Here is a 21,303-nt window from a genome sequence, read left to right as displayed (position 1 = left end):
CCCGGGACGTCGGGCTGTGGTCGGCCCCGGGACGTCGGGCTGTGGTCCGGCCGGGGACTTTTGCGAGCGGGGCGGCCCGCTCAGCCCAGCGGGTGCGCCGCCAGCAGGTCGCCCAGGCTCTCCTCGTGTGCCGCCGCCGGGCCGAGTGACAGCTCCAGGTGCTTGGCCCAGGCGTGGTACCGGTGCAGGGGGTAGTCGGTGTCGGCGCCGAAGCCGCCGTGCAGATGCTGCGCGGTCTGCACCACCCGCCGTACGCCGTCCGAAGCCCAGATCTTCGCCACCGCCACGTCCCCGGCCGCCGGCAGCGCTCCCGCCGTGCCGGACGTGATCCGCCACGCGGCCTGCCACAGTGTGGCCTCCATGGCGCGCAGGTCCATGTACCGGTCGGCGGCCTGCACCGCGACCGCCTGGAACGTGGCGATGGGGTGGCCGAACTGTTCCCGCTTGCCGGCGTACTCGCTCGTCATCCTCAGCGCGGCCTCGGCGAGGCCGAGCGCGAGCGCGCAGGTCCCGGTGGTGAGCAGCAGGCGCAGCCACTCCCAGGCCCCCTCGGTGTCGAGCACATACCGTCCGGCGATCCGTGCCGACTCCAGGCGCAGCTCGGCGAGCCGCTCCCCGGTCGTGGAGAGCTGCTCGGCCAGAACGGCACTCTCGTGCGTGCGCGGCACCAGGGCGAGGACGGCGCGGCCGGAATCGTCGGTGTGGGCCGGTAGGAGGACGGCGTCGGCGTTGTATGCCCACGGCACTGCCGTCTGTGTCCCCTCCAGCACCCAGGTGTCGCCCTCCTGCCGTGCCACCACTGCGAGATCGGCGGGGTCGTGCCCGGTCCGGCCGTGTGCGGCGACCGTGAGGACGGTTTCTCCCCGGCCGGTCCGTGCGAGCAGTTCCTCCTTCAACTCCGCGCTGCCGTAGGTCTGTACGGCGACCGCCGCCGCCGTGTTCTCCAGCAGCGGCACCCGTGCGAGTACCTTGGCCGACTCCCGCAGCACCAGGCAGAGGGCGATCGCGTCGAGACCCGCGCCGCCGTATTCCCCGTCCAGCAGCAGGCTGAGCAGGTCCGCGTCGGCGAGTCGCGCCCACAGCGTCCGGTCGAAGTCGTCGGCGACGGCGCCGGCGGTCAGTGCGGGGCTGGGCACTCCGTCCGGTGCGACCCCGGCGAACACGGCCCTCGCCGCCTCGACTGCCGCCTGCTGCTCCTCGCTGAAGGTGAAGTCCACGGCCTGTCCTCCTGGCGGTCCGCTGATCTGACGGTCCGTCAAGATAGAACAGGTTCTAGAAGAAGGGAACGGTCCGCGGACAGGCCTTCCCTGGGAACGCCTGGCGAGCGGCTCCGTGGGGAGCGCTCACCGGTCGAAGTCCAGCTCCACCGTCTCCGTGACTGGATGCGACTGGCACGCCAGCACATATCCGGCCTCCGTCTCCTCCGGCTCGAGCGCGAAGTTGCGGTCCATCCGTACCTCGCCCGAGACCAGGAAGGCCCGGCAGGTCCCGCACACGCCGCCCTTGCAGGCGTAGGGCGCGTCGGGACGGTTGCGCAGAACCGTCTCCAGCAGCGACTCGCCGTCGTGGACCGGCCAGGTTCCGCCGCGTCCGTCGAGTCGCGCGGTCACCCTGCTGTGCGCGGGGGCCGGAGCGGACGGCGTGGTCACGGCTCCGTCTTCCACATGGAAGATCTCTTCGTGGATCCGTGTCCGTGGAACTCCCAGCCTGCGCAGCGCCCGCTCCGCCGACTGCACCAGTCCGAACGGTCCGCACAGGAACCAGCCGGCGACCTTCTCCACCGGCAGCAGTGCGGGCACCAGCCGGGCCAGCCGCTCCCGGTCGAGCCGCCCGGAGGGAAGTCCCGCCTGCTGTTCCTCCCGGGAGAGCACCGTGACGAGCTGGAACCGCTCCGGGTAGCGGTCCTTGAGGTCGGCGACCTCCTCCAGGAACATCGTCGAGGCCGTCGTGCGGTCGCTGCGTATGAGGCAGAACCGCGCGCCGGGTTCCCGCTCCAGGAGTGTCGTCACGATCGACAGCACCGGGGTGATGCCGCTGCCGCCCACCACCGCCGCGTACAGCCCGGGTGCCGGCTCGAGCGTGAACCGTCCCGCCGGTGTCATCACCTCCAGCTCGTCGCCCTCGGCGATCTCCTTGAGCGCGTAGGTCGAGAAGGCTCCGCCCTCGACCAGCCGCACGCCGACCCGCAGCGTGTGCGGGCCCTCTTCGTCCGGTGCCGGAGCGGGGGAGCAGATCGAGTACGTACGCCGTATCTCCCTGCCGTCGGCGGTGCGGCGCAGCGCGAGGTGCTGGCCGGGCGCATGCCGGTATTCCTCCCGCAGTGCGGGCGGCACGGCGAAGGTCAGGGCCACGGAGTCGTCGGTGAGCCGCTCCACCGAGGCCACCGGGAGCGGGTGGAATCGGGCCATCACAACTCCTTGAAGTGGTCGAACGGCTCACGGCAGGCGAGGCAGCGGCGCAGCGCCTTGCAGGCGGTGGACGAGAAACGGCTGAGCAGCTCGGTCTCGGCGGACCCGCAGAACGGGCAGCGCACGGGCGTGTCCGCCTCGGCGGAGTCGGCGACGGTACGGGTGGGGCCCAGCTCCACGGGCACCGGGCCCGACGTGTGCCGTCCGCGGACGCGAGGGGGCGCTATCCCGAACTCCTTCAGCTTGCGGCGGCCCTCCTCGGAGATGTCGTCCGTCGACCAGGCGGGGCTGAGGACCGTGCGTACGACGACCTCCCGTACGCCGTGCTCGCGCAGCACCCGCTCTATGTCCACGGACATTGCTTCGAGCGCGGGGCATCCCGTGTACGTCGGGGTCAGCTCGACCTCCACCGCGTCCGTGCCGCGGACATGGACGGACCGGAGAACGCCCAGCTCCTCCAGGGTGAGCACGGGCAGCTCGGGGTCGGGAACGGAGCCGGCGAGCCGGCGCAGTTCCTCTTCGAGGGCCGTGGCGGTCACCATGACGCCCCCGGGTGGCTGCGGTGCAGATGCTGCATCTCGGCGAGCATCCGCCCGAACGGTTCGGTGTGCAGGCCCTGCCGTCCCGCGCCCGCGGTCCAGGCCCCGGTTCGCGGTCCCTGGGGGACTTCGAGGGTGGCCCGGCGCAGGATCTCGCCGACCGAGTCCAGCCAGGCCTGCTCCATGCCGGTCCAGTCGACGTCCGCGCCCTCCACCGGTTGGAACATCTCTGCCGTGTACCGCCACAGCGCCTCGCACGCGCGACGCATCCGCTCATGGCTCATGTCGGTGCCGTCGCCGAGCCGCAGCGTCCACTGTTCGGCGTGGTCCTGGTGGTAGGCGACCTCCTTGACCGCCTTGGCCGCGAGCCCGGCGAACTCGCTGTCCCCGGCGGCGAGTTCGCTGTACAGGAGCCGCTGGTAGGTCGAGAAGTACAGCTGACGGGCGATGGTGTGGGCGAAGTCGCCGTTCGGCTGCTCCACCAGTTGCAGGTTGCGGAAGGCGCGCTCCTCGCGCAGGTACGCCAGCTCGTCCTCGTCGCCCGCCATGGACAGCAGCACGCGGGCCTGGCCGAGCAGGTCGAGGGCGATGTTGGCGAGGGCGACCTCCTCCTCCAGTACCGGCGCGTGGCCCGCCCACTCCCCCAGGCGGTGCGAGAGCACTAGGGCGTCGTCGCCGAGGGCCAGGGCGGCCGCGGTGTGCGCGGTGACGGTCACAGGTGCTTCACCCCTTCCGGGATCTCGTAGAACGTCGGGTGCCGGTACGGCTTGTCGGCGGCCGGTTCGAAGAACGGGTCCTTCTCGTCCGGCGAGGACGCGGTGATCGCGGCGGAGGGCACCACCCAGATCGAGACGCCCTCGCCGCGCCGGGTGTACAGGTCGCGCGCGTTGCGCAGGGCCAGCTCGGCGTCCGGGGCGTGCAGGCTGCCGGCGTGGGTGTGGGAAAGGCCGCGGCGTGAGCGCACGAAGACCTCCCACAGGGGCCAGTCGGTGTTCGTCATGCGTGCTGCTCTCCCGTCCCGCCGTTGTGCTTCGCCGCGTATGCCGCGGCTGCCTCCCGTACCCAGGCGCCGTCCTCGTGGGCCTGCCTGCGCTGGGTCAGCCGCTGCTCGTTGCAGGGGCCGTTGCCCTTGAGGACCTCCCAGAACTCCGTCCAGTCGATGGGGCCGAAGTCGTGGTGCCCCCGCTCCTCGTTCCACTTCAGGTCCGGGTCGGGGAGGGTCAGGCCCAGGGACTTTGCCTGGGGGACGCAGATGTCGACGAAGCGCTGGCGCAGCTCGTCGTTCGAGTGCCGCTTGATCTTCCAGGCCATCGACTGCGCGGAGTGGGCGGACTCGTCGTCGGGCGGGCCGAACATCATGAGGGACGGCCACCACCAGCGGTTCACGGCGTCCTGCGCCATCGCGTGCTGCTCCGGTGTGCCGCGGCTGAGGGTCAGCAGCAGCTCGTAGCCCTGGCGCTGGTGGAAGGACTCCTCCTTGCAGATGCGGACCATCGCGCGCGCGTACGGCCCGTAGGAGCAGCGGCACAGGGGCACCTGGTTGGTGATCGCCGCGCCGTCCACCAGCCAGCCGATGGCGCCGACGTCGGCCCACGTCAGCGTCGGGTAGTTGAAGATCGACGAATACTTCTGGCGGCCCGTGTGCAGCTTGTCGAGCAGCTCGTCGCGGCTGGTGCCGAGCGTCTCCGCCGCGCTGTACAGATACAGTCCGTGGCCCGCCTCGTCCTGGACCTTGGCCATCAGGATCGCCTTGCGGCGCAGTGAGGGAGCGCGCGTGATCCAGTTGGCCTCCGGCTGCATGCCGATGATCTCTGAGTGCGCGTGCTGGGCGATCTGCCGGACGAGGGTGGCGCGGTAGGCGTCGGGCATCCAGTCGCGTGGCTCGATGCGCTCGTCGGCGGCCACGGCGGCGTCGAACACGGCCTCGTACGCCGTCGCGTCCGCCTCTGTGCCGTCCGCGCGGGCCGTCCGGTGCGCTGCTGCTGTCGCCATGCGGTCCCCCTGACCAGTTCGCCTTTTCCCGACCGATCGTTCGGTCCGGTCGATTCAATGGTGAGGCGGGGCGCCGTAGGGTGTCAACCGCTGTGGACAAGCTGCGGCGACCGTCCGGCCGCTGTGCCGATTGGGCTGTGCGGGGCGGGCGGGGCTGAGTACCGTTCCGGGTGCGCATGCCCGGCGTGCTGCGAACGGGTGAGGCGAGCCGCGCGGCCCGCCGCGTACACGGCAGGTGACGGCCCGGCCGGAGGACAGGGGCATCACGGCGGGAGAGCTCGGGAGACGGGGCGGGATGGACGCGTACGACAAGGGACCGGACGCCCGGCGGGATCGGCCGGGCGACCGTGCCGACCCGCTCTCCGCCCTGCCCGAGGGCGCCGCGACGGACGTCGCCGAGGGGCAGGAGGAACAGAGGGACGCCTGGGTTGCCCCTCCCGCCGAGACCGCCGCCTTCCCGGAATCAGCTCCCCCGGAATCCACCGCCCCGGCCCCCGCGCCCCGCACCGGCATAGCCGCCCTCTCGCTCCGCTACCAGGTCGCCGCCGCGCTGGTGCTCGCGGTCGTCGCGGTCGCCGCCTGTGTGCATATGGGCATGGTGTTCCTGCACGTCGCGCCCCCGAACACACTCACGAAGAAGCACGGCAAGGCGATCGACGACTGGATCTACCCGGAGTTCGAACAGAACTGGAAGCTGTTCGCCCCCAACCCGCTGCAGCAGAACATCGACGTCCAGGTCCGCGCCGAGGTGCGCACCCGGGACGGCTCAGAGCGCACGACCGGCTGGTACGACCTGTCGGCGCTCGACGGCGACGCCATCCACGGCAATCTGCTGCCGAGCCACACCCAGCAGAACGAACTGCGTCGCGCCCTGGACTTCTACGTCGCCTCGCACGACGGCGAGAACCGCCCGGCGGGCCTGCGCGGCGCCCTGTCCGAGGACTATCTGCGCCGCGTGGTCGTGGTGCGTCTCGACCGGGAGCACGCGGCAGGCCACGGCGAGACCCTCGAGAGCGTCCAGGTCCGCTCCCGCACCACCAACGTGCCGCCGCCCAAGTGGAGCGACGAACAGGTGTCCAGCACGCCCGTGTACCGCCAGTTGCCCTGGTGGCCGCTTCCGGACGTCGAGCGGACGGGGGCGAGCGCCTGATGAACCGTGTCGCCCTGTCCGTCTCGCGCGGCATCGCACGAGTCGCCGACGCCGCCCTCGGCCCGTACCAGACCGCGGTCGTACGCATCGGTTTCGCGGCCACCTGGCTGCTGTTCCTGCTGCGGGAGCTCCCCCACCGCCAGGAGATGTACGGACCCGACGGGCCGTGGGGCTGGGACCTGGCCCGGCAGCTCATCGCGGACAACCACGCCTTCACGATCCTGATGTGGGCCGGCAGCCAGCTCTGGTTCGAGGCCGTGTACGTCCTCGCCGTGCTGTCGAGCGCCCTTTTCCTCGTGGGATGGCGCACCCGCGCGATGTCCGTGCTGTTCATGGTGGGCGTGCTGTCGCTGCAGAACCGCAGCGTGTTCATGGGCGACGGCGGCGACAACGTCATCCATCTGATGGCGATCTACCTGGTCTTCACGCGCTGCGGGCAGGTGTGGTCGCTGGACGAGCGACGCGAGCGGCGCGCCCGTGCGGCACGCGCGCGTGGGGAGCGGCCCCGGCCCGACCGGGCGGGGCCCGTGCTGTGGGGCGTGCTCGGCCTCGTGCTGGCCCTGGTGACGGGCGCGGGCCGGCTCGACGCCGGCTGGCTTGCCGTGTACTGGGGGCTGTGGGCTGTACAGGGCCTGTGGTGGTACGTCGTCCGGCGCGCCCCGGACGGCGAGCCCCGCATCCTGCTGGACGTCGTCGCCAACCTCGTGCACAACGCCGCCCTGCTCGTGATCATGGCCGAGGCGTGTCTGATCTACTCGACGGCCGGCTGGTACAAGATCCAGGGCTCGCGCTGGCAGGACGGCACCGCCGTCTACTACCCGCTGCACCTGGACTCCTTCTCGCCCTGGCCCGCCCTGTCCGACCTGCTGTCCGCGCACGGCACGCTGGTGCTGCTGGTGACTTACGGGACGGTCGCCGCGCAGGTCGCGTTCCCGTTCACCCTCTTCAACCGGCGAGTGAAGAACGTCCTGCTGGTGTGCATGATGACCGAGCACGCGGTGATCGCCGTGGTCCTCGGGCTGCCGTTCTTCTCCCTGGCGATGATCGCCGCCGACGCCGTGTTCCTGCCGACGTCCTTCCTGCGCCGGCTGGGCGGCTGGGCGTCACACGCGCGTGGGCGCCTGGCCGCGGGCCGTGTCGCCCGGGCGCTGCCTCGCCCGCGCCCGCACCGGCCGCCCACCGAGGAGCCGACCGAGGCCGCTCAGGCAGGCTCGCCGGCCTGAGCCGCACGTAGGCTGCACAGCATGACCGACCCGTCCCGCGGCGCCACCGACCCGCTGACCACCTGGCGCAGGCTCGCCGCCTCCTGCGTGCTGCTCGACGGTTTCCACGCGCTCAAGCACGCGGTCCGCTTCCACGCGCGGGTGCCGGTCGCCGTCACCACCGACCGGGGTGCGGCACTCGCCCTGGCCGACGAGCTCGCCCCAGACGTACGGGACACCCTGGACGCGCTGCTGACGCAGGTCCCCGAGGCCGCGTACCAGGCCCTCGTACCGCGCCCGCACCCCACCGGGGTCGCGGCCCTCGCCGAGCGCCCCTCGCGCGAGGCCAACCTGGAGACGCTGCGGCGCACGCCCCGCCCCGCCCCCGTCGTCGTCCTCGACAACCCCCGCAACCTGGGCAACGCGGGCGCGGTGATCCGGCTCGCGGCCGGCTTCGGCGCGACCGGGGTGGTCACGACCGGCACGCTCGACCCCTGGCACCCCACGGTGGTCCGCGGCGGGGCGGGGCTGCACTTCGCGACCGCCGTGGAGCGGCTGACCGTGGCCGAGCTGCCGCCCGGCCCCCTCTTCGCGCTGGACCCGGAGGGTGACGACATCCGCGGGCTGAAACTCCCCGACGACGCCGTGCTCGCTTTCGGCTCCGAGCGCAGCGGCCTCTCCGCCGAGCTGCGCGCCCGCACCGACCACCTGGTGTCCCTGCCGATGCGCCCCCAGGTCTCCAGCTACAACCTCGCGACCAGCGTGGCCATGACGCTGTACCACTGGAGCGCGACCGGGGGCGCATCCGCCTGAGCCGGTGCTACGACTCCCGGCGCACCTCCACCACCCGGAAGCGGTTCGCCACGAACGCCCCGTCGCACAGGGTCGCGTTGGCCGCGGGGTTGCCGCCCGAGCCGTGGAAATCGGAGAAGGCGGCCGTCTGGTTGACGTACACCCCGCCGGTCAGGTTGAGCGAGAGCTGGGCGGACTCCTCCAGGCAGACCTCCTCGACGGCCTGCTCCACCTCCTGCGAGGTGGTGTACGCACCCACGGTCATCGCGCCCTTGTCCCTGATCGTGCGCCGCAGCAGCTCCACCGCGTCCGACGCCGAGTCCACCGCGACGGCGAAGGCGACCGGGCCGAAGCACTCGCTCATGTAGGCGGCCTCGGCGTCCGGCTTGGCGCCGTCGAGCTTGATGACGACCGGGGTGCGGACGACGGCCTTCGGGAACTCCGGGTTGGAGATCTCCCGCGAGGCCAGGGCGACCTCGCCGAGCCCGGCCGCCGCTTCCAGGCGGGCCTTGACGTCCGGGTTCACGATCGCGCCGAGCAGCGCGTTCGCCCGCGCGTCGTCTCCCAGCAGGCCGTCGACCGCCTTCGCCAGATCGGCGACCACTTCGTCGTACGACTTCGGGCCGTCGTCGGTGGTGATGCCGTCCCGGGGGATCAGCAGGTTCTGCGGGGTGGTGCACATCTGGCCGCTGTACAGCGAGAGGGAGAACGCCAGGTTGGACAGCATCCCCTTGTAGTTGTCGGTCGACTCCACGATCACCGTGTTGACGCCGGCCTTCTCCGTGTAGACCTGGGCCTGGCGGGCGTTGGCCTCCAGCCAGTCGCCGAACGCCGTGGAACCCGTGTAGTCGATGATCCGGATCTCCGGGCGGACGGCCAGCGTCTTGGCGATGCCCTCGCCGGGGCGCTCGGCGACGAGCGCCACCAGGTTCGCATCGAAGCCGGCCTCGGCGAGCACCTGGCGGGCCGCCTGCACCGTGAGCGCGAGCGGCAGCACCGCGCGCGGGTGCGGCTTGACCAGCACCGCGTTGCCGGTGGCGAGGGAGGCGAACAGGCCCGGGTAGCCGTTCCACGTCGGGAAGGTGTTGCAGCCGATGACCAGCGCGATACCGCGCGGCACGGCCTTGAAGGTCTTGGTGAGCGCCAGCGGGTCGCGCTTGCCCTGGGGCTTGGTCCACTCGGCGGTGTCGGGGGTGCGGGCCTGCTCCGCGTACGCGTACGCCACCGCCTCCAGGGCGCGGTCCTGTGCGTGCGGGCCGCCTGCCTGGAACGCCATCATGAAGGCCTGGCCGCTGGTGTGCATGACCGCGTGCGCGAACTCGTGCGTCCGGTCGCTGATGCGCTTGAGGATCTCCAGGCACACCATCGCGCGCATCTCCGCGCCCGCGTCGCGCCACGCCTTCTGACCGGCGCGCATGGCGGGCAGCAGTACGTCGATGTCAGCGTGCGGATAGGTGATGCCCAGCTCGATGCCGTACGGGGAGACCTCGCCGCCCGTGAAGTCGTCGGTGCCGGGCTGGCCGAGGTCGAGGCGGGAGCCGAGGAGCGCCTCGAAGGCGGCCTTGCCCGCCGCCGCGTCCAGGCTGCCGTTCTCCCCGTAGGCCTTGGGGTGCTCGGGGTGGGGGGACCAGTACGCGCGCGTACGGATCGCTTCCAGCGCCTGGTCGAGGGTGGGCCGGTGCTGGGCGATCAGCTGGTGCGCGGTGAGTTCGGCGGCCATGCGGGACCAACTCCTCGTCTTGAGAGCTCTCCCTTGAGCTCGTGACCTGGGCAGGAACAGCCGGACAGGGTTAGAGTAACCGAACGATCGGTCGGGACAAGAGTGTCCGCCGTATCTGTGGACAAGGGGGTCCGCCGCATCCGTGGGCAACCCCGTGCGGGAGGATCGCGCACATGACAGCACTCGACCTCAGCAGTCCCGTGGCCGTCGTGGGCACCGGCACCATGGGCCAGGGCATAGCCCAGGTCGCGCTGGTCGCGGGCCACCCGGTGCGGCTGTACGACTCCGTCCCCGGCCGCGCCCGCGAGGCGGCCGCGGCGATCGGCGCGCGCCTCGACCGGCTCGTCGAGAAGGACCGGCTCACCGGCGCCGAGCGCGACGCGGCACGCGCCCGCCTGCTGCCCGCCGGGAGCCTGGCCGAGCTCGCGGACTGCGCGCTCGTGGTGGAGGCGGTCCTGGAACGCCTCGAGGTGAAACAGCAGCTGTTTCGCGAGCTGGAGGACATCGTCGGGGAGGACTGCCTGCTCGCCACCAACACCTCCTCCCTGTCCGTGACCGCGATCGGCGGTGCCCTGCGGGGCCCGGGCCGCTTCGTCGGACTGCACTTCTTCAACCCGGCGCCGCTGCTGCCGCTGGTCGAGGTCGTCTCCGGGTTCGCCACCGACGTGACGTCGGCCACGCGCGCGTACGAGACGGCCCGCGCCTGGGGCAAGACCCCCGTCGCCTGCGCGGACACCCCCGGCTTCATCGTCAACCGCATCGCGCGGCCGTTCTACGCCGAGGCGTTCGCGGTGTACGAGGCGCAGGCCGCCGACCCGGCCACCATCGACGCCGTGCTGCGCGAGTCGGGCGGCTTCCGGATGGGCGCCTTCGAGCTGACCGACCTGATCGGGCAGGACGTCAACGAATCCGTCACCCGTTCCGTGTGGGAGTCCTTCTTCCAGGACGTGCGCTTCACGCCCTCGCTCGCGCAGCGGCGGCTGGTCGAGTCGGGCCGGCTCGGCCGCAAGAGCGGACGTGGCTGGTACGACTACGCGGACGGCGCCGAGCGGCCCGAGCCGCACACCGCGGAGAAGGCGCAGGCACCCTCGTACGTGGTCGCCGAGGGCGACCTCGGCCCCGCCTGCGAGCTGCTCGCGCTGATCCGCGAGGCGGGTATCGGGGTCCGTGAGGAGGACGAGGACCACGGCACGCGCCTGGTACTGCCGAGCGGCGGCCAGCTCGTCCTCGCCGACGGGCAGACCTCCATGGAGTTCCGCGACGTCGTCTACTTCGACCTGGCGCTCGACTACCGCAGGGCGACCCGCATCGCCCTGTCCGCCTCCCAGGACACCTCCGCGCAGACCCTGGCCGAGGCCACCGGGCTCTTCCAGGCGCTCGGCAAGGACGTCAGCGTCATCGGGGACGTGCCCGGCATGATCGTCGCGCGCACGGTGGCCCGCATCATCGACCTCGCGCACGACGCCGTCGCCAAGGGCGTGGCCACCGAGGAGGACATCGACACCGCGATGCGCCTCGGCGTCAACTACCCCGTCGGCCCCTTCGAGTGGAGCCGCAGGCTCGGCCGCGGCTGGGCCTACGACGTCCTGGACGACCTGCACCTGCGCGACCCCTCCGGACGGTACGCCCCGTCCCTCGCGCTGTACCGCCACGCGTACGCCTCCGAGAAGCGGGAGGGCACCTCATGACCACCGCCAAGCGCGACACGTACACCCCGGAGAGCCTGCTCTCCGTCGCGGTGCAGGTCTTCAACGAGCGCGGCTACGACGGCACCTCCATGGAGCACCTGTCCAAGGCGGCGGGCATCTCCAAGTCCTCGATCTACCACCACGTCGCCGGCAAGGAGGAGCTGCTGCGCCGCGCCGTCAGCCGCGCCCTGGACGGCCTGTTCGGGATCCTCGACGAGCAGCACGCGCGCGAGGGGCGCCCGGTGGAGCGGTTGGAGTACGTCGTCAGGCGCATGGTCGAGGTGCTCACCGCCGAACTGCCTTATGTCACGCTGCTGCTGCGGGTGCGCGGCAACACCGGCACCGAGAGGTGGGCGCTGGAGCGGCGCCGCGAGTTCGACCACCGGGTCGCCGAGCTGCTCAAGGCGGCCGCCGCCGACGGGGACGTGCGCGGCGACGTGGAGGTGCGGCTCGCCACGCGGCTCGTCTTCGGGATGATCAACTCGATCGTGGAGTGGTACCGGCCCGACGGACGCGGCATGGGCGAGCGGGAAGTGTCCGACGCGGTCGTGCGGCTGGTCTTCGGCGGGCTCCGCAAGGAGTCCTGAACGGGCCTGGTGGCTCGACGGCCGACCTGATCCGAAAGAGAGGCCCCTCAGCCCTCCGGCTCCACGTCCTCCTCCTCGAACACCAGCAGCGTGCGCGTGCTGAGCACTTCGGGGATCGCCTGGAGCCGGGTGAGGACCAGCTCGCGCAGCGCCCGGTTGTCCGGTGTGTGCACCAGCAGCAGGACGTCGAAATCGCCGCCCACCAGGGCGATGTGGGCGGCACCGGGAAGCCTGCGCAGCTGTTCGTGGACGGTGCGCCAGGAGTTCTGGACGATTTTCAGGGTGATGTAGGCCGATGTGCCCTGACCGGCGCGCTCGTGGTTGACGCGGGCACCGAAGCCGCGGATCACCCCGTCCTCGATGAGCCGGTTGATCCGCGCGTAGGCGTTGGCGCGCGAGACGTGGACGCGCTCGGCGACCGCCCGTATGGAGGCACGGCCGTCCGCCTGGAGCAGTTGCAGGATGTCCCGGTCGATGGCGTCGAGGGGACGCGGGGACGGCGGAACGGGACTGTACTCCGCGGGCTCGGCCATTTGTTCAGATGCCATGTACCCCCGCCTCTCTACCATGGACGTACTGCGTCCATCTCAGGGTGTGGAGAACCGTTTGTCCACAGCCTGGAGGGGCCTGTAGCCAAAATGTGCTGTCGACCGAACAATCGGTAGGTGAGGCGCATCACTCCCGTGGCGCGCCTGAAGCCGCTCCCACGAGGAGGTGCCGTCATGACGGTCATGGAGCAGCGGGGTGCCTACCGGCCGACCCCGCCGCCCGCCTGGCAGCCCCGTACCGATCCCGCACCGCTGCTGCCCGACGCGCGGCCGTACCGCGTCCTCGGCACCGAGGCCGCCGCCAAGGCCGACCCGGAGCTGCTGCGCCGGCTGTACGCCGAGCTGGTGCGCGGACGCCGGTACAACGCGCAGGCGACGGCGCTGACCAAGCAGGGCCGCCTGGCCGTCTACCCCTCCAGCACCGGGCAGGAGGCCTGCCAGGTCGCCGCGGCGCTCGTCCTGGAGGAGCACGACTGGCTCTTCCCCAGCTACCGCGACACGCTCGCCGCCGTCGCCCGCGGCGTCGACCCCGTCCAGGCTCTGACCCTGCTGCGCGGCGACTGGCACACCGGCTACGACCCGTACGAGCACCGCGTGGCCCCCCTGTGCACCCCGCTCGCCACCCAGCTGCCGCACGCCGTGGGCCTCGCCCACGCCGCACGCCTGAAGGGCGACGAGGTGGTGGCGCTCGCCCTGGTCGGCGACGGCGGCACCAGTGAGGGCGACTTCCACGAAGCCATGAACTTCGCCGCTGTCTGGCAGGCACCGGTCGTCTTCCTCGTCCAGAACAACGGCTTCGCGATCTCCGTGCCGCTCGCCAAACAGACCGCGGCTCCCTCCCTCGCCCACAAGGCCGTCGGCTACGGCATGCCGGGCCGCCTGGTCGACGGCAACGACGCCGCCGCGGTGCACGAGGTGCTCGCCGACGCCGTGGCGCACGCGCGCGCGGGCGGCGGCCCCACGCTCGTCGAGGCGGTGACGTACCGCCTCGACGCGCACACGAACGCCGACGACGCGACCCGCTACCGCGCCGACGCCGAGGTCGAGGCCTGGCGCGACCACGACCCGATCGTGCTGCTGGAGCGGGAGTTGACGGACCGCGGACTGCTCGACGAGGACGGGATGCGGGCCGCGCGCGAGGACGCCGAGGCCATGGCCGCCGACCTGCGCACGCGCATGAACCAGGACCCGGCGCTCGACCCGAGGGACCTCTTCGCCCACGTGTACGCCGAGCCCACCACCCAACTGAGGGAGCAGGAGGCCCAGTTGCGGGCGGAGCTGGACGCGGAGGCCGCGGGACCGGAAGGAGCCGGGCGATGACGACCGTGGCCCTCAAGCCGGCCACCATGGCCCAGGCCCTGACGCGCGCGCTCCGCGACGCCATGGCGGCCGATGCGTCCGTGCACGTCATGGGCGAGGACGTCGGCACACTCGGCGGTGTCTTCCGCGTCACCGACGGGCTCGCCAAGGAGTTCGGCGACGACCGCTGCACGGACACGCCGCTCGCCGAGGCGGGCATCCTCGGCACGGCCGTCGGCATGGCGATGTACGGCCTCAGGCCGGTCGTCGAGATGCAGTTCGACGCGTTCGCGTACCCCGCGTTCGAGCAACTGGTCAGCCATGTCGCGCGTATGCGCAACCGCACCCGTGGCGCGATGCCGCTGCCGATCACCGTCCGCGTGCCCTACGGGGGAGGCATCGGCGGTGTGGAGCACCACAGCGACTCCTCCGAGGCGTACTACATGGCGACTCCGGGCCTCCACGTCGTCACGCCCGCGACCGTCGCCGACGCCTACGGGCTGCTGCGGGCCGCGATCGCCTCGGACGACCCGGTCGTCTTCCTGGAACCCAAGCGGCTGTACTGGTCCAAGGACACCTGGAACCCCGAGGAGCCCGAGGCCGTCGAGCCGATAGGCCGTGCGGTGGTGCGGCGCCCGGGCCGGAGCGCCACGCTGATCACCTACGGCCCGTCGTTGCCGGTGTGCCTGGAGGCGGCCGAGGCGGCGCGCGCCGAGGGCTGGGACCTGGAAGTCGTGGACCTTCGGTCCCTGGTGCCGTTCGACGACGAGACGGTGACCGCGTCCGTGCGCCGCACGGGCCGGGCGGTGGTGGTGCACGAGTCGAACGGGTTCGGCGGTCCCGGAGGGGAGATCGCCGCGCGCGTGACGGAGCGCTGCTTCCACTATCTGGAGGCGCCGGTGCTGCGGGTGGCCGGGTTCGACATCCCGTATCCGCCGCCGATGCTGGAGCGGCACCACCTGCCGGGCGTCGACCGGATCCTGGACGCCGTGGGGCGCCTGCAGTGGGAGGCGGAGAGCTGATGGCCCAGGTGCTGGAGTTCAGGCTGCCGGACCTCGGGGAGGGACTGACCGAGGCCGAGATCGTCCGCTGGCTGGTGCAGGTCGGGGACGTCGTCGCGGTCGACCAGCCGGTCGTCGAGGTGGAGACGGCCAAGGCGATGGTCGAGGTGCCCTGCCCCTACGGCGGTGTGGTCACGGCCCGCTACGGCGAGGAGGGCTCGGAACTGCCGGTGGGGGCACCGCTGTTGACGGTCGCCGTAGGCGCGCCGGCGGAACCCGCGGCGGAGTCGTCCGGGAACGTGCTGGTCGGATACGGCACGTCGGCGGCTCCGGCACGCCGCCGCAGGGTACGGCCACCGCGGCCCGGCGTACGGCCCACGGGCGGCGAACCGTCCGAAGGCCACCGGACGGCTGAGCCCGCCGCCGAGCCCCCGGTGTCCGCCGCCCAGCCGCCCGTGTCCGACTCTCCACTGCGCACCCGGCGCCCCACCGTCCCGGAGCGCCCCGACGGCCCCGTCCCGGTCATCTCCCCGCTGGTCCGCAGGCTCGCCCGCCAGAACGGCCTGGACCTGCGGCGGTTGACGGGGTCCGGACCCGACGGGCTGATCCTGCGGGCGGACGTGGAGGGTGCCCTGAGGACCACGGCGGCCCGCGAGGAGGCGGCGAAGACCACGGTGACCGCTCCGGCGCCCGAGACGGCTCTTCTCGAGCGCCCCGAGCCCCGTGCAGGCACCCGTATCCCCCTCAAGGGCGTGCGCGGTGCCGTCGCCGACAAGCTCTCCCGGAGCCGGCGCGAGATCCCCGACGCGACCTGCTGGGTGGACGCCGACGCGACCGAGCTGATGCGCGCGCGGGCGGCGATGAACGCGGCCGGCGGCCCGAAGATCTCCCTGCTCGCGCTGCTGGCCCGCATCTGCACCGCCGCGCTCGCCCGGTTCCCGGAACTCAACGCAACCGTCGACACGGAGGCCCGGGAGATCGTCCGGCTCGACCAGGTGCACCTCGGGTTCGCCGCGCAGACCGAGCGGGGGCTCGTCGTCCCCGTCGTACGCGACGCGCACGCGCGGGACGCCGAGTCGCTGACCGCGGAGTTCGCGCGGCTCACCGAGGCCGCGCGCGCCGGGACCCTCACCCCCGCGGACCTCACCGGCGGGACGTTCACGCTGAACAACTACGGGGTGTTCGGCGTCGACGGCTCGACACCGATCATCAACCATCCCGAGGCGGCCATGCTCGGCGTCGGCCGTATCGTCCCCAAGCCCTGGGTGCACGACGGGGAGCTCGCGGTGCGGCAGGTCGTGCAGCTCTCGCTCACCTTCGACCACCGGGTGTGCGACGGCGGCACGGCAGGCGGCTTCCTGCGGTACGTGGCGGACTGCGTGGAACAGCCCGCGGTGCTGCTGCGCACCCTCTGAGCCGACGGCCGGGCCCGGGCGCACGCCCGGGGGAACGGGCCCGGCCGCCTCGCCCCGGAAACGGGCCGCCCGGCCCCCTGTCAGCGATCCCTCGCGGACAGCCGAGGTCCCCGAGGGTGGCATTGATTCATGCGGCGCCCATACTCGGGGGCATGACCGCGTACCAGCCCCCGGGCGACCTCAGCCGCGACGGCTACGACGCCGTCGTGCTCGCGGGCGGTGCCGCCCGGCGGCTCGGCGGCGCCGACAAGCCCGGTGTGCGCGTCGGCGGACGGGCGCTGCTCGACCGGGTACTGGCGGCGTGCGCCGACGCGGACACCACCGTGGTCGTCGCCGGTGCCCGGCCCACCGCGCGCCCCGTGGTCTGGGCTCGCGAGGAGCCGCCCGGCGCCGGACCGGTCGCCGCGCTCGAAGCGGGCCTGAAGCGGACCACGGCCGCGGATGCCGTCGTACTCTCCGCCGACCTGCCGTTCCTCACCGAGCGGACGGTACGACGGCTACTGGACGCCCTCCGGGCGAGCGGCGCCGAAGGGGCGGTGCTGACCGACCCCGAGGGGCGTGACCAGCCCCTCCTCGCCGCCTACCGCACAGCGGCACTGCGCCGCGAGCTGGCACGGCTCACCACCGAGCACACCGGTCTCACCGGCCTTCCGCTGCGGCGCCTGGTCGCCGGGCTGGACCTCACCCGCATCTCCGACCCCGTCGCGTCCTTCGACTGCGACACCTGGGACGACATCGCCACCGCCCGATCACGCATCAGGGAGCATGGGCACGTGTTGGATGAATGGATTTCCGCAGTCAAGGACGAACTGGGCATCGACCTCGACGTCGACACCGGCGTCCTCCTCGACCTGGCCCGAGACGCCGCGCACGGGGTCGCCCGCCCCGCGGCCCCGCTGACGACGTTCCTCGTCGGCTACGCCGCCGCGCAGGCGAAGGGCGGCCCCGAGGCGGTCGCCGAAGCCGCCCGCAAGGCCGCCGCGCTGGCCCTGCGGTGGGCCGACGAGGACACCGCCGAGGACAGGCCGGGCGCCGGATGACCGGGCGGGGCACCGAGGGGCACCTGGACACCGAGGAACGCGACATGGAGGAGGCGCTGGTCGTGGCCAACGAGAGCGGGGAGCCGAGCCGTCCGCAGGCCCGCCCCGCCCGTTCACCGCAGGACCAGCACGACCGGGACCTGGAGGAGGCCCTCGCCCTCGTCCGCGACCCGGACCCGCGCTCCCCCGAGCCCGGGCCGCCTGCTCCCGGGCCCGAGGCGCGTACGCCCGAGCCCGGCCCCCGCGCACCGCAGCACCCCGGCACCCAGGACCGCCCGGCGGGCACCGGCGCCTCCACCCCACCCCCCTCCGAGCACCACGCGACGCCGTGGCCCGAGGCCCGCGCCGTCGCCGAGCGCGCCGCCCGCTCCGCTCCGCGCCGCCCAGCCCTGGACGTGCCCCTCGACGCGGCGCTCGGCCTGGTCCTCGCCGCGCCGCTCACCGCCCTCACCGACCTCCCCTCCTTCGACACCTCCGCCATGGACGGCTGGGCGGTCGCCGGCCCCGGCCCCTGGGACGTGCGGGAGCACGGGGTCCTGGCCGGGCACGCCGAGCCGGCACCCCTCGGCGACGGCGAGGCCGTGCGGATCGCCACGGGCGCCCGCGTCCCGCCGGACACCACCGCCGTCCTGCGCACCGAGCACGGCCGCACCGACGACAAGGAGCGGCTGCACGCCACCCGAGAACTCCCGCAGGGTCAGGACATCCGGCCGCGCGGCCAGGAGTGCCGCACCGGCGAACAACTGCTCCCGCCGGGCACCCACGTCACCCCGGCCGTTCTCGGACTCGCAGCCGCCGCCGGTTACGACACCCTGCGGGCGCTGCCCCGGCCGCGCGCCGAAGTCCTCGTGCTGGGCGACGAGTTGCTCACCGAGGGCCTGCCCAGGGACGGGCTGATCCGGGACGCGCTCGGGCCGATGCTGCCGCCGTGGCTGCGCGCACTCGGCGCCGATGTGACGGCCGTCCGCAGGCTCGGCGACGACGCCGATGCCCTGTACGAGGCCGTGACGTCCTCGGTGGCCGACCTGATCGTCACCACGGGCGGCACCGCCGCGGGCCCCGTCGACCACGTCCACCCCACCCTGCGACGCGTCGGGGCCGAACTCCTCGTCGACGGCGTGCAGGTCCGCCCGGGCCATCCCATGCTCCTCGCGCGGATCGAGGACGGCCGGCACCTCGTCGGTCTGCCCGGAAACCCCCTCGCGGCCGTCTCCGGCCTGCTCACGCTCGCCGAGCCGCTGCTGCGTACCCTCGCCGGCCGCATGGCGCCGGAGCCGTGCGCGCTGCCTCTGAAGGACTCCGTCCACGGTCATCCGCACGACACCCGGCTCATCCCCGTCGTCGTACGCGCCGACCAGGCCGTACCGCTGCACTACCACGGCCCCGCCATGCTGCGCGGTATCGCCGCCGCGGACGCCCTCGCGGTGGTGCCGCCCGGGGGCGCGGATCGCGGCCAGGAAGTGGAACTGCTCGACCTGCCCTGGGCGTTGGCGGGGTGAGGTCCGTCTGGGTCAGCTCGCCTCGGGCTGATCCAGAGCGGGGAGTGTTTCACGTGAAACATCCGTGTCGGCATGCCGTCGGGCGCCCGCGCGGGGATCGGCGGGGCTCCTCAGTGAGGAGTAGCGTCCCCCTCATGTACGCGATCACGATTCCTGAACCCGGTGGGCCCGAGGCGCTGGTGTGGGCAGAGGTCCCCGATCCCGTACCCGCCGAGGGCGAAGTGCTGGTCGACGTGGTGGCCGGCGCGGTCAACCGCGCCGATCTCCTCCAGCGGCAGGGCTTCTACAACCCGCCGCCCGGGGCGTCCCCGTACCCCGGGCTCGAGTGCTCCGGGCGGATCGCCGCGCTCGGCCCCGGCGTCTCCGGGTGGGCCGTCGGCGACGAGGTGTGCGCGCTGCTCGCGGGCGGCGGATACGCCGAGAAGGTGGCCGTACCGGCCGGTCAGCTGCTGCCCGTGCCCGAGGGGCTCGATCTGCGGAACGCCGCCGCGCTGCCCGAGGTCACCTGCACGGTCTGGTCGAACGTGTTCATGGTCGCCCATCTGCGCCCGGGCGAGACGCTGCTCGTGCACGGCGGCTCCAGCGGCATCGGCACGATGGCGATCCAGCTGGCCAAGGCGGTGGGAGCGAGGGTCGCGGTCACGGCAGGCACCAAGGCGAAGCTGGACTACTGCGCCGAGCTGGGCGCGGACGTGCTGATCAACTACCGCGAACAGGACTTCGTCGAGGAGATCCGGCAGGCCACGGCGGGGGCGGGTGCCGACGTCATCCTCGACAACATGGGTGCGAAGTACCTGGACCGCAACGTCCAGGCGCTCGCGGTGAACGGGCGTCTCGCGATCATCGGTCTGCAGGGCGGGGTGAAGGGCGAGTTGAACATCAACACGCTGCTGCGCAAGCAGGCGGCGATCACCGCCACCTCTCTGCGGGCGCGGCCGCTCGGGGAGAAGGCGGCGATCGTGGCGGCGGTGCGGGAGCACGTGTGGCCGCTGATCACCTCCGGTGACGTGCGCCCGATCGTGGACCGTGAGGTCCCGATGAGCGACGCGGCCGAGGCCCACCGGGTGCTCGAGGAGAGCGGGCACGTCGGGAAGGTGCTGCTGGTGGCGCCGTAGGCGTGGTCGTCCGGGGGTGATGGCGGCCCGGTGGGCACCGGTCGTGTGGGGTGGCGGTGGCCTCGGGGGTCATTCGCGGCGCAGGCGCAGGGCGAGGAGGGCGAGCGCCAGGCCGAGGCCCATGAGGACCAGGCCGCTGCCGAGGGGGAGGACCTGGGACACGGGCTGCGAGGCGGAGTTCTCCCGGGCGGAGCCGGCGGCGCCGTGCGAGGGGCTGGGTGAGGCCTCCACGGGGTCGGCCGGGTCGTGGGACGGCTCGATGCCGGTGGTCGGGTCTGCGGTGCCGCGGTCTGCCCGGTCCGGTGTCCGCTCCGGCGGTGACGGCGGGTCCTGGTCCGTGTAGGCCGGCTCGTCGTCCTCGTCCGGTGGTTCCGGATCCGGCCGCCCGGGCCGCACCCTTCCCTCGCCGGCCCAGTTGCCGGCCCGGGAGGAGTCGGGCGAGGGATCGGCGGAGGGCGGATCGTCGACGGGGTGTCCGGGGGCGGTTGACCGCACGGGGTCCTGGCGCCGGTGGGGGCGGTGGGGCTTGTCGTGGCGCTGCGGCGAGGCGTGTCTTTCCGGTCTGGCGTGGTCCTGCGGCGAGGCCTGTCTTTCCGGCCTGGCGTGGTCCTGCGGCTTGTCGTGGCCGCGCGGCTGGTCGTGGGCATGGGACCGGCCGTGGCCTTGGGGCTTCTCGGGTCCGGGCGGGGCTGTCCCGGTGGGTGGGGCGGACGCGGTGGGCGCGGGCGTGGACCGGTGCGTCGGTATCGCGGACGCCGTGTGCCGGGGAGCGGCGGTGTCGTCGGCCGCAGTCCCGGACGCCGGGGCCTTCGCGGCGGGGGCGTCGATCGGCCGGTCGGAGGTGACGGTGACGGCGGTGGGTGTGCGCCCCGGGGTGGCGGTGTGAGTCGGTGGAGCCGAGAGGGGGTGCGCGGCGGCGGATGCGCGGGTCGGCGGAGCCGAGGGGGTGTCTTCCCGGGCGGATGCGCGGCTCGGCGAAGCCGAGACGGTGTGCGCGGTGTCCGTGAGCCGGGCTATGGAGAGCCGGGCTATGGATTCGTGGGCCGGATAGGCGATTCGGGTGACGTACGTGCCGTGGAAGGGGCTCTTCGCCCCGGCCTGACGCACGGCCCCCGTGGTGTGCGAGGCGGCCCGTATGCCGTACGTGGGCCGGAGCCCCTCCGTGGACGCGAGGGCGCAGGCGGATATGCCGTACAGACCGCAGACGGCCGTGGTGGTGAGCACCGGTGGCAGGACGGCCACGCGGAGCGCGCGGAACCTGGACGGCGGACGAGGCCATGGAGTCACGCGAGTGACCCCCTCCCGTAC

General features: G+C 73.0%; 20 protein-coding genes. 11 read left to right on the top strand and 9 right to left on the bottom strand.

The genetic code is table 11. The annotated features are described in order from the left end of the window. Positions 1-80 precede the first annotated feature (80 nt). The 6 genes from ACIRC0_RS18095 to paaA all read right to left on the bottom strand — a co-directional run bounded on the left by ACIRC0_RS18095 (position 81) and on the right by paaA (position 4,939). Positions 81-1,217, bottom strand: coding sequence for an acyl-CoA dehydrogenase family protein (locus tag ACIRC0_RS18095; RefSeq protein ID WP_403617134.1), 1,137 nt, complete (start codon positions 1,215-1,217; stop codon positions 81-83). Between the two features lie 126 nt (positions 1,218-1,343). Continuing rightward, complete coding sequence (locus ACIRC0_RS18090) at positions 1,344-2,408, bottom strand: 2Fe-2S iron-sulfur cluster-binding protein (RefSeq protein ID WP_403617133.1); 1,065 nt, start codon at positions 2,406-2,408, stop codon at positions 1,344-1,346. Then, positions 2,408-2,950: a 1,2-phenylacetyl-CoA epoxidase subunit PaaD gene (paaD, locus tag ACIRC0_RS18085; protein WP_403617132.1), complete on the bottom strand. Its 543-nt coding sequence runs from the start codon at positions 2,948-2,950 to the stop codon at positions 2,408-2,410. The genes ACIRC0_RS18090 and paaD overlap by 1 nt, the downstream gene beginning before the upstream one ends. Beyond that, positions 2,944-3,663 carry a 1,2-phenylacetyl-CoA epoxidase subunit PaaC gene (paaC, locus tag ACIRC0_RS18080; protein ID WP_403617131.1) on the bottom strand — a complete coding sequence of 240 codons (720 nt, stop codon included), beginning with the start codon at positions 3,661-3,663 and terminating at the stop codon, positions 2,944-2,946. The genes paaD and paaC overlap by 7 nt, the downstream gene beginning before the upstream one ends. After that, entirely contained in the window at positions 3,660-3,947 is a 288-nt protein-coding gene (paaB, locus tag ACIRC0_RS18075) for a 1,2-phenylacetyl-CoA epoxidase subunit PaaB (protein WP_037614825.1), read from the bottom strand. Before paaB ends, paaC begins: the two co-directional genes overlap by 4 nt. Then, complete coding sequence (paaA, locus tag ACIRC0_RS18070) at positions 3,944-4,939, bottom strand: 1,2-phenylacetyl-CoA epoxidase subunit PaaA (RefSeq protein ID WP_403617130.1); 996 nt, start codon at positions 4,937-4,939, stop codon at positions 3,944-3,946. Before paaA ends, paaB begins: the two co-directional genes overlap by 4 nt. Positions 4,940-5,234: 295 nt before the next feature. Here paaA and ACIRC0_RS18065 point away from each other — a divergent pair, with 295 nt between their 5' ends. Genes ACIRC0_RS18065 through ACIRC0_RS18055 form a run of 3 tightly spaced genes read left to right on the top strand, consistent with a single transcriptional unit; the run spans position 5,235 to position 8,104 of the window. Next, positions 5,235-6,089, top strand: coding sequence for a DUF5819 family protein (locus tag ACIRC0_RS18065; RefSeq protein ID WP_403617129.1), 855 nt, complete (start codon positions 5,235-5,237; stop codon positions 6,087-6,089). Next, positions 6,089-7,312 (top strand): HTTM domain-containing protein, encoded by a 1,224-nt coding sequence (locus ACIRC0_RS18060; protein WP_403617128.1) that lies wholly within the window; start codon positions 6,089-6,091, stop codon positions 7,310-7,312. The genes ACIRC0_RS18065 and ACIRC0_RS18060 overlap by 1 nt, the downstream gene beginning before the upstream one ends. A 21-nt stretch (positions 7,313-7,333) precedes the next feature. After that, on the top strand, positions 7,334-8,104 hold the full coding sequence (locus ACIRC0_RS18055) for a TrmH family RNA methyltransferase (RefSeq protein ID WP_403617127.1): 771 nt from the start codon (positions 7,334-7,336) through the stop codon (positions 8,102-8,104). A gap of 7 nt (positions 8,105-8,111) precedes the next feature. Here ACIRC0_RS18055 and paaN read toward each other — a convergent pair whose 3' ends face one another. Beyond that, positions 8,112-9,803 carry a phenylacetic acid degradation protein PaaN gene (gene paaN / locus ACIRC0_RS18050; protein ID WP_403617126.1) on the bottom strand — a complete coding sequence of 564 codons (1,692 nt, stop codon included), beginning with the start codon at positions 9,801-9,803 and terminating at the stop codon, positions 8,112-8,114. A 173-nt stretch (positions 9,804-9,976) separates the two neighbouring features. On the opposite strand from paaN, the gene ACIRC0_RS18045 reads away from it, so the two are divergent. Together ACIRC0_RS18045 and ACIRC0_RS18040 are read left to right on the top strand one after the other, a co-directional pair. Further along, a complete protein-coding gene (locus ACIRC0_RS18045; RefSeq protein ID WP_403617125.1) occupies positions 9,977-11,491 on the top strand; it encodes a 3-hydroxyacyl-CoA dehydrogenase in 1,515 nt (504 codons plus the stop codon). Further along, positions 11,488-12,078 carry a TetR/AcrR family transcriptional regulator gene (locus ACIRC0_RS18040; protein WP_403617124.1) on the top strand — a complete coding sequence of 197 codons (591 nt, stop codon included), beginning with the start codon at positions 11,488-11,490 and terminating at the stop codon, positions 12,076-12,078. The genes ACIRC0_RS18045 and ACIRC0_RS18040 overlap by 4 nt, the downstream gene beginning before the upstream one ends. 47 nt (positions 12,079-12,125) lie before the next feature. On the opposite strand, the gene ACIRC0_RS18035 is transcribed toward ACIRC0_RS18040, so the two are convergent. Then, the gene (locus ACIRC0_RS18035; RefSeq protein ID WP_403617357.1) at positions 12,126-12,611 is read right to left on the bottom strand and encodes an Lrp/AsnC family transcriptional regulator; all 486 of its coding nucleotides are present in this window, start codon (positions 12,609-12,611) and stop codon (positions 12,126-12,128) included. A gap of 189 nt (positions 12,612-12,800) precedes the next feature. Here ACIRC0_RS18035 and pdhA point away from each other — a divergent pair, with 189 nt between their 5' ends. The 6 genes from pdhA (at position 12,801) to ACIRC0_RS18005 (ending at position 19,995) form a co-directional block, all read left to right on the top strand. Next, on the top strand, positions 12,801-13,946 hold the full coding sequence (gene pdhA / locus ACIRC0_RS18030; RefSeq protein WP_403617123.1) for a pyruvate dehydrogenase (acetyl-transferring) E1 component subunit alpha: 1,146 nt from the start codon (positions 12,801-12,803) through the stop codon (positions 13,944-13,946). Further along, positions 13,943-14,947, top strand: coding sequence for an alpha-ketoacid dehydrogenase subunit beta (locus ACIRC0_RS18025; protein WP_403617122.1), 1,005 nt, complete (start codon positions 13,943-13,945; stop codon positions 14,945-14,947). The genes pdhA and ACIRC0_RS18025 overlap by 4 nt, the downstream gene beginning before the upstream one ends. Then, on the top strand, positions 14,947-16,341 hold the full coding sequence (locus ACIRC0_RS18020; RefSeq protein ID WP_403617121.1) for a dihydrolipoamide acetyltransferase family protein: 1,395 nt from the start codon (positions 14,947-14,949) through the stop codon (positions 16,339-16,341). The genes ACIRC0_RS18025 and ACIRC0_RS18020 overlap by 1 nt, the downstream gene beginning before the upstream one ends. A gap of 152 nt (positions 16,342-16,493) precedes the next feature. Next, positions 16,494-17,381 (top strand): NTP transferase domain-containing protein, encoded by an 888-nt coding sequence (locus ACIRC0_RS18015; RefSeq protein WP_403617120.1) that lies wholly within the window; start codon positions 16,494-16,496, stop codon positions 17,379-17,381. Then, on the top strand, positions 17,378-18,880 hold the full coding sequence (locus ACIRC0_RS18010) for a molybdopterin molybdotransferase MoeA (protein WP_403617119.1): 1,503 nt from the start codon (positions 17,378-17,380) through the stop codon (positions 18,878-18,880). Before ACIRC0_RS18015 ends, ACIRC0_RS18010 begins: the two co-directional genes overlap by 4 nt. Before the next feature lie 134 nt (positions 18,881-19,014). Beyond that, positions 19,015-19,995 carry an NAD(P)H-quinone oxidoreductase gene (locus tag ACIRC0_RS18005; RefSeq protein WP_403617118.1) on the top strand — a complete coding sequence of 327 codons (981 nt, stop codon included), beginning with the start codon at positions 19,015-19,017 and terminating at the stop codon, positions 19,993-19,995. A gap of 69 nt (positions 19,996-20,064) precedes the next feature. Here ACIRC0_RS18005 and ACIRC0_RS18000 read toward each other — a convergent pair whose 3' ends face one another. Beyond that, positions 20,065-21,282 (bottom strand): hypothetical protein, encoded by a 1,218-nt coding sequence (locus tag ACIRC0_RS18000; RefSeq protein ID WP_403617117.1) that lies wholly within the window; start codon positions 21,280-21,282, stop codon positions 20,065-20,067. Between the last annotated feature and the right edge of the window lie 21 nt (positions 21,283-21,303).

Source organism: Streptomyces sp. NPDC093984, from assembly GCF_044764595.1.
GTDB lineage: Bacteria > Actinomycetota > Actinomycetes > Streptomycetales > Streptomycetaceae > Streptomyces > Streptomyces cynarae.
The sequence above is the reverse complement of the archived record's forward strand: the minus strand, read 5'-3'. Positions and strand labels throughout refer to the sequence as shown.